Here is a 12,828-nt window from a genome sequence, read left to right on the forward strand (position 1 = left end):
AAAAGCCCCGATTTTTATAAGATTAGAAAGGTTTATACAAGCCCGATAATTTCCTGTACGGAATTGTAGCCGTGCCGTTTAAGATAGTCATCAATACCGTCGATAACTTTAATCGTAATTTGTGGATCAATGAAATTCGCAGTCCCGATCTGTACGGCAGTCGCACCAGCCAATAAAAACTCAACAGCATCTGTCGCATTCATAATCCCCCCCAATCCGATTATCGGAACTTTGACTGCTTTTGCTACTTGCCACACCATTCGCAAAGCGATAGGCTTCACGCAAGCCCCAGATAGTCCTCCAGTAACAGTCGATAAAATAGGCTTACGTCGTTCTGCATCAATTGCCATTCCCAACAATGTGTTGATGAGAGACACACTATCTGCCCCTTCGGCCTCGACAGCCCGAGCAATCTCTGCAACGTCAGTTACATTAGGTGATAATTTGACAATCAGAGTGCCCGGATAAACCCGTCGAACTGCTTTTACTACATTTCCGGCACTTTTACATGAAGTACCAAACGCCATACCGCCCTCTTTGACATTTGGACAAGAAATATTCAATTCTATAGCAGGGATCTTTTCTAATGTCGCGATCTTGGCAGCTGTCGCTACATAATCGTCAATTGCAGAACCCGAAACATTTACAATTATATTCGTATCGATGTTTTTAATTTCAGGATAAATTGCCTGAATAAAATACTCGACCCCCTTATTCTGTAAACCGACTGCATTTAGCATACCTGACGGTGTTTCTGCCATTCTGGGGTACGGATTTCCTTCTCTATGATGTAACGTTGTTCCTTTTACTATTATAGCACCTAACCGAGATAAGTCTATGAAATCAGCAAATTCTAAACCGTAACCGAAAGTACCGGACGCAGTCATGACGGGATTTTTCAACGTCAGTGAACCTATTTTTACATTTAAATCTGCCATAAGAGTTTATTTATATTAAATATAGGGCCTTCTTTACATACACATATATGGCCTTCTTTTGTATTTTCTACACAACATAAACATGCACCGACTCCACATGCCATATTATTCTCTAAAGACACTTCACAATCAATATTATATGTCTTTGCATATTTTGCAACCGCCATCATCATTGGCTTCGGTCCGCATGTGTATATTTTATCAAACTTATTTTTTATTAAAACGGAATGTTGTGTTACATATCCCTTTTCTCCTAAAGTTCCGTCTTCTGTCGTTATAAAGATATCACCTAATGTCTCGAATTCTTTTAATTGTAAAATATCTGTAGCAGAGCGTGCACCCAATAGAAAAATAGGATTATATCCCTGTTGCTTTAACACGTATCCTAAATAAAGCATAGGAGCTGTTCCGACCCCGCCTCCTATGAGTATTAGTCGTGAAGCTTTATCTTCGGGAATAGTAAAAGTATTACCTAATGGTAAAACCATATTAACTGTTTGTCCGGGAGAAACGGTCGATAATTTTTTTGTTCCATCCCCAACTAATTGGATTAGCAGCCAAAGTTCATTGTTATCCATATCAATGTAGTTTATCGATATAGGACGTCTCAGAAAAGTAGTAGGAGACCCATCAACCCGAACCTCTGCAAACTGTCCGGGAGCCATTGGTGGAAGGAATGATCCGTCAACTGTCGTAAATTTCAGCAAAACATAATTTGTGTGTAATCTCAAATTCTCAGTTACTTTCAGATCCAAAATGTATTTTTTCATCCGATAGCTGTTTTTCATTGTTTATGCAAAGATATAACAGTTACTCGATATACTAAAATTATTATTTATTTGAAAAAGTCGGAAGAAAATGTTTCAAACGTATTATCCGAATAAAAAACCATGATTTTAATAACCTTCCTATTATCTTGAGCCTTTTGAGTTTCTATATCCGAATTCAGATTTTCCTCCTTATTTAACTTACTATCAACATTGTCAGATACATTTCTTAATTCGTTTGATTGGAAATCCTTTACATATTTAGCATCCTCAGGAGAATCGTCTGGTTTTGCCCAAATCTCATCGAATAAAGATGCCGGAGTTTTAAGTTTTTCTTTTATATAGGGTTCTCCTTCTCCAAACATCAACCAGTTTACCGATACCTGAGGATATGCATTATGTATCTTCAATATAATATCTTTACTTACGTCATTACGACCATTTAAGCAATGAGACAATGTAGCGCGTTTTATTCCTGTACGGTCTGCAAACTCAGCATCTGTCAGTCCTTCGTGTTCGATAATTTGCTTTATACGAGTATTCATTCCTCCAAAACTATCATTAAGTAATTTACAAACATAAATTTTTGTGTTCTACAAATGTAATTACAAATAAATACTTTTGCAAATTATAATTGTAAATACGACCATATACAATTATATATCAATATTTATATACAAAAATATAAATGAAATATATTATATAAAGTATTACTTAAATAAAATACTTTATATATCTGATTATTAATTAATAATATTCATAATATATTGTATTCAATCGACTTTTTAGAAGCGTTGAAACGATTAATAGGCTATATATAAAGTAATACTTTATATATAACTATATTAATAATTGATTATATGTGATTTATATGTTGAAATATATTGCGATATAGCTTTCTACATGCTTAATATACAAGTGTATTACATAAATTCATCTGCTTATATATTATATTGTGTATTATGATATATAATTACAAAAATATATATTCGGATATAACAATATCTGAATATATCTATATAAAATATCCATTTGTAAATAGAAATTGTAATAAATAACCGAAATAAAAAAGCTTTGATTACTGTTACATAAGTAATCAAAGCTGAATATATTGAAAATCTAAAAGTTTATTTAGTGAAGGATTTTATAGGCAAGTTCTTTTAGTAAAGATGCTTCAGTTGTTCCAGATGCATTCTCTACCCCTTTAGAACGAGCATCATATTCTCGTATATAAGATATTATATCCATACATTTATAAGCGTTATAATTCTGCATTGCTGTCAAATAGTCCCTTGCCTGAAAAATATTTCGTAGTTTTAACTCAGCCATGATATTAGACTCCGATTTATCTTGTATAAAATATAAAAGCATTAGATTAGCATAGAAATTAAACAAAACGCTTATTGTTACGATTAAAGGATTAGATTTCGGATTTTTCTCAAAATATGCAATGATTTGATTAACTTTATATATGTTCTTGGTGATAAAAGCATTGAGTAACTCAAAGTTATTGAAATCTTTACTTATCCCGATATTGTGTTCTATCAATGCAGCTGTTATTCGGGTATTTCCTTGTAGAATTATTGAAAGTTTGTCTAATTCTCCGGTTAATCGACTTAAGTCATTACCAATAGCGTCTCCGAGCATGGCGATAGCTTTTTGTTCAATGGTAAATCCCTTTTCTGTCACATAACCGTTTATAAAAGGAGGTAATTGATAATCATATAATTTTTTCGATTCATAAACGATACCTACAGAATTTAATTCAGCAAGTAGTTTCTTATTTTTCAAACTCCCGTTTTTATAATTAAAAACCAAAACCGTACTCGTCAATGGCTTCTGTAAATAAAACTGTAAATCATCCAATCCTTTCAGCATTTGAGCTTCTTTTACGACAACCAATTGCCTGGAAGCCATCATCGGATAACGTTTTGCAGCATTGATTACAGTCGAAATCTCTACATCAGCACCATAAACTATCGTCTGGTTGAAATCTCTGTCAGCGTCATCTAAGGCATTATCTATAATAGTATCCGTAATAAGGTCAATATAATAAGGTTCGTCTCCCATTAAGAAGTAGACAGGCTTAAAATTCTTCTTTCTTATATCCGATATTATCTGTAAATGTACATTTTGCTCTTTTTTTGCCATGGCCTAAAAAGTTTTTATTCTTCCTCGAATCGGAGATGCTTTACAGTAGTACGTTTATCAATAAGCATCTTTAATGATTCAAATCCGATCATTACATGTTCATCTACAAAGTTTTGAGTTACCTTTTTATCACTTTCTTCGGTTTTAACACCTGTAGAGATCATCGGCTGATCTGTTACTAACAAAAGAGCTCCTGTCGGAATTTGATTTGCAAACCCTACTGTAAATAAAGTTGCCGTTTCCATGTCGATGGCCATACTGCGGGTCCTTCTCAAATATTCTTTAAATGAATCATCATACTCCCAAACTCTTCTATTAGTCGTATATACTGTCCCCGTCCAATAGTCTTTCCCGTGATTTCGCACGGTTGTAGATACAGCCCGTTGCAAACTGAAAGCTGGCAGCGCTGGGACTTCCGGGGGGAAATAATCATTTGATGCACCTTCTCCTCGTATCGCCGCTATCGGAAGAATAAAATCACCTAATTTATTCACTTTTTTCAGACCTCCACATTTCCCAAGGAATAAAACAGCTTTTGGAGCAACAGCACTTAATAAATCCATAACTGTCGCTGCATTAGCACTACCCATTCCGAAATTGATGATCGTAACACCTTCTGCCGATGCGTTGGGCATATTCCCATCCTCACCTAAAATAGGTACATTAAAATGATTGGCAAATATTTCAACGTATTTTGAGAAATTCGTCAATAAAATATGCTTAGTAAAATCTTTTACATTGCGCTTTGTATAACGCGGTAGCCAATTTTGGACAATCTCTTGTTTTGTCTTCATTTTTCTGTAATTTTGAAGTAAAAATACGGAATAATAACTTTCGGAACAAATAATCTTTCTTATGATAACACTAAATTTGCCAACTTTTGAGTATAAATTAAAAGAAGATAATGGCAGATATTTTATTTTCGATATTTTGAGAAAAAGATATATTATACTTACACCGGAAGAATGGGTTCGGCAACATTTCGTGAATTATCTCATTACGTATAAAGGATATCCGGGAGGAAGAATCGGGAATGAAATATCACTTGATTTAAATGGTCGGAAACGAAGGTGTGATACCGTAATATATCGTCAAAACGGAACACCCTTCGTAATTATTGAATATAAAGCTCCACATATTCCTATTACGCAGGCTGTTTTCGATCAAATCGTCAGATATAATATTGCATTGCAAGTAGAATATTTAATGGTTTCGAACGGAAAGATACATTATTGCTGTCATATAAACTATAAAGACCAATCATATTTGTTTCTCGAAGATATCCCTGATTATGACTCTATATTATCATATACAAATAAGAAAACGGAATGAAGAAAATTGACGAAACAAAAAGAAGGCTTGCAAAGAGAGCAACAGTTTTTTCGAGCGGAGGTTTCAGACCGACAAACTCCGACACTGAATTTAGATAGAACGAGTATATCTATATAAAGAAGATGAGTCCATTCCGACTGATAACGATGGTGAACCAATGCTACCTTTACTTCAGATATGTCTTGAAAGATTGCCTTATGTCCCAATGACTCTTCAAGACACTAAAGTTTTAACTTGTGTCTGTCAATATCGGTTTACAATTATCAAGCCATTTATATATATCCAAAATAAAAAAAGCCAGACAATTTTTTGAAATTATCTGGCTTATACTTTGTCGAATCAACTTTATTCATTAACTCCTGCTAATTCCGGGTCTATCATAATACGCCCGCAATATTCACAAACGATAATTTTTTTTCGGAGTTTAATATCAAGTTGTCTTTGTGGTGGAATCTTATTGAAACAACCGCCACATGCGTCACGTTGAATATAAACAACAGCTAATCCGTTTCTTGCATTTTTTCTTATTCTCTTGAATGCAGCTAATAAACGAGGCTCGATATGTTGCTCCAACTTTTTCGCTTTTTCACGCAGCTTTTCCTCATCTTGTCTTGTCTCTGCAACAATTTCATCCAATTCGCCTTTCTTTTCCTGCAAATCAGCTTTTCTTTCCTCAAGAGTAACCTGACAGTTTTCCACTTCTTCTTTCTTGGCTTTTTCCTGTGCCGAAAACTCTTTGATACGTTTTTCACAAAGTTCGATTTCCAAAGTCTGGAATTCAATTTCTTTAGTCAAAAAATCAAATTCCCGATTGTTTCTTACATTGTTCTGCTGTGCAGTATATTTATCAATTAAAGTTTGCGCATTCTGTATTTCCACTTTCTTCGCAGCAATAGCAGATTGCAACTCTCCTATTTCTGCATGAAAGTTCTGAACACGAGTTTCGAGACCTGCAATCTCATCTTCAAGATCTTGTACTTCCAAAGGAAGTTCTCCTCTTAAAGTTTTGATTCTATCGATCTCCGAAAGCATTGTTTGTAATTCGTACAGTGCTTTCAATCGATCTTCCACTGTATATTCTTTTTCAACTTTTGTCTTATCAGTAGCCATATGCTTACAAATAATTTATCGGATTTGTTTCTACCTTTGTATAATGAATTGCAAAGTTAGGGAATTTTTTTGTAATAATATCACAAAATATATCTTTTGTGTATTGTTCGGTTTCGTAATGCCCTACTTCTGTCAATAATATATGCTCATCATACCCAAAATAATCATGATATCTAATTTCTCCAGTAATAAATACATCTGCATCCGATGCTATTGCTTGGGGAATCAAAAAAGCCCCAGCCCCTCCACACAATGCAACCCTACGAATTCTACGATTTCGGAGATTAGAATATTTTATACATCCAGCATGAAACACTGTTTTGGTACGTTGCAAAAAATCCATTTCATCCATAGGACACAAAAGTTCCCCTACTACTCCTGATCCAGCTTTAACCCATTGGTTTTCAATTTTTATAAAATCAAACGCCGGTTCTTCATAAGGATGAGCTTTTAAGAGTGCCTGAGTCACTACCTCTTTTAAATATTCGGGGAGAACCGTTTCGATCCGAATTTCTTCTTCTTGATGTAAATTCCCGATAGTCCCACGATAAGGATGCGAATCTAATCCTGCACGAAAAGTTCCGAATCCATTACTATTGTAGCTGCACAAGTCATAATCTCCGATATTTCCACATCCTGCAGTAAATAAAACGTTTCGTACAATATCGGCATGAGAAACCGGAACATAGACAACAAGCTTAAGCAATTTTCCACCTTGAGGCATCAAAATAGAAAGATTCGTCAATCCGAGTTTTTCTGCCATTTTAAAATTGACACCCGACCAAGCATTGTCCAGATTGGTATGTGAAGCATAAATAGATACATTATGTTGTATTGCTTTTATAACCGTTCTTTCTACGTAATTCTTGCCTGTAAGAGACTTTACTCCTTTAAAAAGTAAAGGATGGTGCGATATAATTAAATTAGCACCTAAACCGACAGCTTCATCGACGACTTCTTCAGTGACATCTATGCACAATAGTACTCCCGTAGCTTCAGAACATTTATCTCCCACCTGCCAACCGGCATTATCGTAATCTTCTTGCAAAGATAGGGGAGCTATTTCTTCTATACACTTTGTTATATCACTGACTTTCATATATATGATTATTTGTCGTGAATATCCAATTTTAATTGCAATTCTTCCAATTGAGATTCATCCAATACAGCCGGAGCTCCGCTCATAGTATCACGCCCGGAATTATTCTTGGGGAAAGCAATACAGTCACGGATAGAATCTAAACCGGCAAATAAAGAGACTAACCGATCCAATCCAAATGCCAATCCTCCATGAGGTGGAGCACCATACTTAAACGCGTTTATTAAAAATCCAAATTGATATTGAGCTTTCTCTTCGGTAAATCCGAGAATTTTAAACATTTTATCTTGTAATTCACTATCATGTATTCGAATTGAACCTCCCCCTAACTCGACTCCATTAAAAACCATGTCGTAGGCATTGGCTCTTACTTTTCCGGGATCGGTATCCAATAAAGCAACATCTTCAGGTTTAGGCGAAGTGAACGGGTGATGCATTGCATAATAACGCTGAGTTTCCTCATCCCATTCCAATAACGGGAAATCGATAACCCATAACGGTGCAAATTTGTCCTTATCACGAAGACCTAACCGATTGCCCATTTCAAGACGTAATTCGCAGAGAGCTTTCTGTGTCTTTATTTTATCACCGGCAAGAACCAAAATCAAGTCCCCAGGTTTAGCATTGAATCGTTCTGCCCATTTTTGCAGATCTTCTGTGCTATAAAATTTATCCACAGAAGATTTAAACGCCCCGCTTTCATCATAACGAACATATACTAATCCTTTAGCTCCAATCTGAGGTCGTTTAACGAATTCTGTTAGCTCATCCAATTGTTTTCTTGTATATGCCGCACATCCTTCAGCGCAGATTCCGGCAATATATTCAGCACTATCGAATACTCCGAAGTTTTTTCCGATAGTCAAATCCTTTAATTCGACAAAACGCATTCCAAAACGCAAATCAGGCTTGTCACTACCATAATATTTCATTGCGTCAGTCCACGTCATTCTGGGAAATGGCTCAGTAAAATCAATCTGTTTTATTTCTTTAAAAAGATGTTTTATCATTCCCTCAAAAGTATTTAGGACATCTTCTTGTTCGACAAAAGACATCTCACAGTCGATTTGGGTAAATTCGGGCTGACGGTCTGCCCGCAAATCTTCGTCTCTAAAGCATTTTACAATTTGAAAATAACGGTCAAAACCGGAGACCATTAACAATTGTTTAAACGTTTGTGGTGATTGAGGCAATGCATAAAACTCTCCGGGATTCATTCTCGATGGTACGACAAAGTCTCGAGCACCCTCCGGAGTAGATTTGATCAACATCGGTGTTTCTATTTCAAGAAAATTTTGCTGATCGAGATATCTACGAACTTCAAATGCCATTTTATGACGTAACTCTAAGTTTTTCCGAACACAATTCCGTCTTAAATCCAAATAACGATATTGCATCCGCAAATCATCACCTCCGTCACTGTCGTCCTCAATTGTAAAAGGAGGAACGTCAGATGCATGTAATATGGCTAAATTAGATACGCTAAGCTCAATATCTCCTGTTGGTATATTTTTATTTTTATTTGATCTTTCTTTAACAATCCCTGAAACTTGAATCACAAATTCTCGACCTAACTTATTTGCTTGATCACAAAGCTCAGGATTATTTTCATGATTAAATACCAATTGGGTAATCCCGTAACGGTCACGAATGTCAATAAACGTCATTCCCCCCATTTTTCGTGTTCGTTGTACCCAACCAGCTAACGTAACATTTTTGTCTGTATCGGATAATCGCAACTCTCCACATGTATGCGTTCTGTACATATTTATAGATTTTTAATTTATAACCTCTCTTTTCGGGCAGCTATGTGCCAGAAGATATTTATGCAAAATTACGACAAAACATCGTTTGTGCAAGCAAAGACGAGGGAAAGTTTTTACCACTTATATCAGTTCTTTTAATTGTTTTTTCAACGATATTTTTATATTATGAATCTGACTTTTTACCGTACCGAGAGGAATATCCAGTTTTTCAGCAATTTCATCATATTGATAACTCGATAAATATAAACCGAAAATTATACGATTTTTCTTGCTCATCCCTGCAATAACCTTGTTTATCCATTCTAAATCATAATTCGCATCGGTCCCGTCGATCATACAAGGTTCTGATTTCAAATCATCTATACAACAAACCGACTCATGCGCCAATAAGAGCTTTCGATAATCATTAATAAAAGTGTTTTTCATAACAGTACACATCCAAGCTCTTAAATTGGTGTTTCCTATGAACTTTTCCCTGTTTTCTAATGTTTTAAGTAAAGTCTCTTGCAACAAATCTTTTGCCGCTTCATGATTCTTGGTCAGGGAATAAGCAAATCGGTATAAGAATGGCTGTAAGTTGGTTAACTCGTCAACGAAATTTACAAATTTCATAATAGATTATTCGATATTTATGTAAAAAGCCTCCGCTGACAAAAAGTGATCTCACCTACTTTTTTTGGAAAAACACGATATGACGTGTTCAGCGGAGGCTTTATAATGCTTCTACTGCACGTCATTCGATATTTCCATTTTGTAAGTGAGATGCGCAAAAATAAGGATAATTTTTAATAATTCGTGATTTCTCGTAAAATATTACTTTAAAAAAAAGGAATAATAGTTCAAATAATAAAAGAGTCCGCTTACTGTTTGCAAGCGGACTCTAAAACATTATTCAAGTCTTTCTTATTTTTTGAAATAACGATTGTATAGGCCTTCAAAACCTTTACCGTGACGAGCTTCATCTTTACACATTTCATGAACTGTATCATGAATTGCATCTAGATTTTGTTGTTTTGCCAACGTTGCAATCCGTTTTTTGTCTTCACAAGCTCCAGCTTCAGCTTCCATCCGTTTTTTCAAGTTCGTCTTGGTATCCCAAACAACATCGCCAAGTAATTCTGCAAACTTAGCAGCATGTTCAGCCTCTTCCCATGCATAACGCTTAAATGCTTCTGCTACCTCCGGATAACCTTCACGGTCAGCTTGACGACTCATCGCCAAATACATACCGACTTCGGTACACTCACCCATGAAATGGGCATTCAATCCCTCTAAAATTTCAGGATCGACACCTTTTGCAATACCCAATACATGTTCGTCTACAAATTGTAAAGCCCCTTCTGTCTCTATAAGCTCTTTGAATTTGCTCTTCGGTTGTTTACATTGAGGACAAAATTCTGGAGCTTCTTCCCCTTCATGAACATAACCGCACACTGTACAAATAAATTTCTTTTTCATAATGTAAGAATTTGAATTTAACTAATTTATGTATTTTCTGTTTCTATATTCTTCAGACATTGCGCACAATAGCCTTTACAATATAGTTGAACTTCGGTAATTTTTATTTTTTCTGAATTTTCTTTGAATATAATATTTTCTTTTATCGGTAAATCTTTTATACAACCACATTTACAACATCTAAAATGAGCATGAGGAGTTATATCTGCATCGTATCTACTGTTTTTATCATCGATTGTCAGCATTTGTACCGCACCCTGCTCTACAAGTATTTTCAATGTATTATATACAGTTGTACGAGATAATGTCGGAATATCAGGATATAAATCACTAAATATCATATCTACAGTCGGATGGGTACTATTCTCTATCAAATAATTCATAATAGCAATTCTTTGGAGAGAAGGTTTTATCCCATGAGAAACTAATCTTGTATATCCTTTTTCTTGACTCATTTTATATTTGTAATAATTACAAATTTTAATTTGATGCAAATGTAAAATACATTTTTAATTTCACAATTACATTTACAAAGATTAACATAAATAAAAATACAAGAGATGTTTAATTATTTACCGCTTATTCTGGTTACAATTAAATCAGAGTCAACTTATTAATCTTTTATTTTAAAAATATTCCCCAATATGAAGTTAGTTTCATATTGGGGAATGATCAATATTGTATTTATAAGCTAAATCACTATTCTACATCCGACATCAATTTTTCAAAAAATTCATCCAATTCTTTATCCATCTTATCTAAAAAATCATCTTCCAAATAAATCATGTCTTTATCATATGTCACTAATTCACATATTTGCTCAAAATTATCATCAACTAATATTACAGAAAAAGGACCTACAAAATCAAGAGACTCGAATTTCTGCTTAATATTATCTGTATTTAAAACGTATTTTAAAGAATCGATAACAGCCTCTTCGAAATTTTCAGAGTTTTCTTTCAGATTATCCCAATCATCGATAGTCTCCTGAAGAAGGATATTCTCGGAATCATCATAAATAATAAATGACAAGTCATCATATTTTACACATACATACATATCTGTTAATGTACAACCTTCATTTGTTCTTACTGTTTCTATAGCATCCGTAAATACCAATGAAATGTCATTGTAAAGCTTTTCTTTTGTAGCTTCCATTACTTATCCTCCCATATTTTATTCAAAGATACATAAAAATCAAGAATCAGAGTCTAAAGCTGATTTATTTCTTACATTATTTCTAAAAATTCACGATCCAAATAGCATCAAGCCTCTATATAATGCTGATATCGGTTGAAAAATTTCATGAATCCGGGAATTTTCATCAATCCTTTTTCAAAAATGAGAATTCCTAACAATGCACATGTAATACCGAGTAGAACATCAATAATATAATGGTGTGAAGAATAAACTGCGGTAAACCAAATTCCACACATAAGGCTTGCAAAGATCATGATAATGACCGGATGGCATTTTTTTATTAATGCATAATAAAAAGCCACAACCATATATGCTGCATGCAAAGATGGTACTGCGGCAAAAACATTCGAATTACGGCTATATAATGAATCGAAAATCGGCAATCCTATCAATTCATCAAAACGACCAAGAGCTGCAGTATTGCCCGGTGTATTAAGTATTGCTTCGAAGCCATAGTTTATTGCATACCAAGGGGGTGCTGCCGGATGAATATAGTAACCTATAAATCCTATTAAATTCACCAATAAAAAAACCATTGAAAATCGGAGATATAAACGTCTGTCTTTTTTCAGATATAGCCATATTCCGAAAGCGATAGGCACAGGTACCCAACATAAATAAAAAAAGCCGGCAAAAACATCTGCTATTACTGAATGGTGTAAAGCAAAATATTCACATGGAATCAATAAAGCTCCATTTTCTTTTATTCCGAACAAAGATTTTTCAAGATTATATAAATTCTGCACATCAATAGGGTTGACTTCATAATTGGGATATACACGCATCCAATCATATGAAATTCCGAAGATAAAAAAAGGTAATAATCCTACAGCAAACTTTCTTGTCGACTTTCCTGCAAAAAACAGGATTAAGAAAACAGATACCATTAATAAATGTTCCGGACGCAATCCAACAAAAACAGAAGTTATTACAATAAATATAATTGCAATAACGATTACGGTTAAGATTTCATTTTTTGGAGGTAGAGAGTTCAATATTTTCATAAA

The 12,828-nt window shown here is 34.5% G+C and carries 14 protein-coding genes; 1 reads left to right on the top strand and 13 read right to left on the bottom strand.

What is annotated here, in order from left to right:
• Window positions 1–32 precede the first annotated feature (32 nt).
• From Q0093_RS04115 to Q0093_RS04135, 5 genes are all read right to left on the bottom strand, one after another.
• A complete protein-coding gene (locus Q0093_RS04115; RefSeq protein ID WP_294177464.1) occupies window positions 33–938 on the bottom strand; it encodes a dihydroorotate dehydrogenase in 906 nt (301 codons plus the stop codon).
• Complete coding sequence (locus tag Q0093_RS04120) at window positions 926–1,708, bottom strand: dihydroorotate dehydrogenase electron transfer subunit (RefSeq protein ID WP_297928538.1); 783 nt, start codon at window positions 1,706–1,708, stop codon at window positions 926–928. Before Q0093_RS04120 ends, Q0093_RS04115 begins: the two co-directional genes overlap by 13 nt.
• A 65-nt stretch (window positions 1,709–1,773) precedes the next feature.
• Window positions 1,774–2,250, bottom strand: a complete 477-nt coding sequence (locus tag Q0093_RS04125) for a helix-turn-helix transcriptional regulator (protein WP_297303285.1) — start codon at window positions 2,248–2,250, stop codon at window positions 1,774–1,776.
• A 586-nt stretch (window positions 2,251–2,836) separates the two neighbouring features.
• Window positions 2,837–3,856 carry a DNA polymerase III subunit delta gene (gene holA, locus Q0093_RS04130; protein ID WP_297928539.1) on the bottom strand — a complete coding sequence of 340 codons (1,020 nt, stop codon included), beginning with the start codon at window positions 3,854–3,856 and terminating at the stop codon, window positions 2,837–2,839.
• 14 nt (window positions 3,857–3,870) lie between these two features.
• Window positions 3,871–4,650, bottom strand: a complete 780-nt coding sequence (locus Q0093_RS04135; protein WP_294177460.1) for an AMP nucleosidase — start codon at window positions 4,648–4,650, stop codon at window positions 3,871–3,873.
• A gap of 61 nt (window positions 4,651–4,711) precedes the next feature.
• Between Q0093_RS04135 and Q0093_RS04140 the strand changes: the two genes are divergently transcribed.
• Complete coding sequence (locus Q0093_RS04140; protein ID WP_297928540.1) at window positions 4,712–5,188, top strand: type I restriction enzyme HsdR N-terminal domain-containing protein; 477 nt, start codon at window positions 4,712–4,714, stop codon at window positions 5,186–5,188.
• Between the two features lie 345 nt (window positions 5,189–5,533).
• Here Q0093_RS04140 and Q0093_RS04145 read toward each other — a convergent pair whose 3' ends face one another.
• From Q0093_RS04145 to Q0093_RS04180, 8 genes are all read right to left on the bottom strand, one after another.
• Window positions 5,534–6,298 carry a C4-type zinc ribbon domain-containing protein gene (locus Q0093_RS04145; protein WP_294177458.1) on the bottom strand — a complete coding sequence of 255 codons (765 nt, stop codon included), beginning with the start codon at window positions 6,296–6,298 and terminating at the stop codon, window positions 5,534–5,536.
• 4 nt (window positions 6,299–6,302) lie between these two features.
• Window positions 6,303–7,397: a Nif3-like dinuclear metal center hexameric protein gene (locus Q0093_RS04150; RefSeq protein WP_297928541.1), complete on the bottom strand. Its 1,095-nt coding sequence runs from the start codon at window positions 7,395–7,397 to the stop codon at window positions 6,303–6,305.
• Window positions 7,398–7,405: 8 nt separating this feature from the next.
• Window positions 7,406–9,163, bottom strand: coding sequence for an aspartate--tRNA ligase (aspS, locus tag Q0093_RS04155; RefSeq protein ID WP_297928542.1), 1,758 nt, complete (start codon window positions 9,161–9,163; stop codon window positions 7,406–7,408).
• Between the two features lie 120 nt (window positions 9,164–9,283).
• Window positions 9,284–9,775, bottom strand: a complete 492-nt coding sequence (locus tag Q0093_RS04160; RefSeq protein ID WP_297928543.1) for an RNA polymerase sigma factor — start codon at window positions 9,773–9,775, stop codon at window positions 9,284–9,286.
• Window positions 9,776–10,066: 291 nt separating this feature from the next.
• A complete protein-coding gene (locus Q0093_RS04165) occupies window positions 10,067–10,621 on the bottom strand; it encodes an NADH peroxidase (protein ID WP_294177454.1) in 555 nt (184 codons plus the stop codon).
• 26 nt (window positions 10,622–10,647) lie between these two features.
• Window positions 10,648–11,076 (bottom strand): Fur family transcriptional regulator, encoded by a 429-nt coding sequence (locus tag Q0093_RS04170; protein ID WP_294177453.1) that lies wholly within the window; start codon window positions 11,074–11,076, stop codon window positions 10,648–10,650.
• A 244-nt stretch (window positions 11,077–11,320) separates the two neighbouring features.
• Window positions 11,321–11,779 carry a hypothetical protein gene (locus Q0093_RS04175; protein ID WP_294177452.1) on the bottom strand — a complete coding sequence of 153 codons (459 nt, stop codon included), beginning with the start codon at window positions 11,777–11,779 and terminating at the stop codon, window positions 11,321–11,323.
• Window positions 11,780–11,886: 107 nt separating this feature from the next.
• Window positions 11,887–12,825 carry a phosphatase PAP2 family protein gene (locus Q0093_RS04180; protein ID WP_297928544.1) on the bottom strand — a complete coding sequence of 313 codons (939 nt, stop codon included), beginning with the start codon at window positions 12,823–12,825 and terminating at the stop codon, window positions 11,887–11,889.
• Window positions 12,826–12,828: the final 3 nt, after the last annotated feature.

The organism is uncultured Coprobacter sp. (assembly GCF_947855755.1).
In the GTDB taxonomy this organism is placed as follows: Bacteria; Bacteroidota; Bacteroidia; order Bacteroidales; family Coprobacteraceae; genus Coprobacter.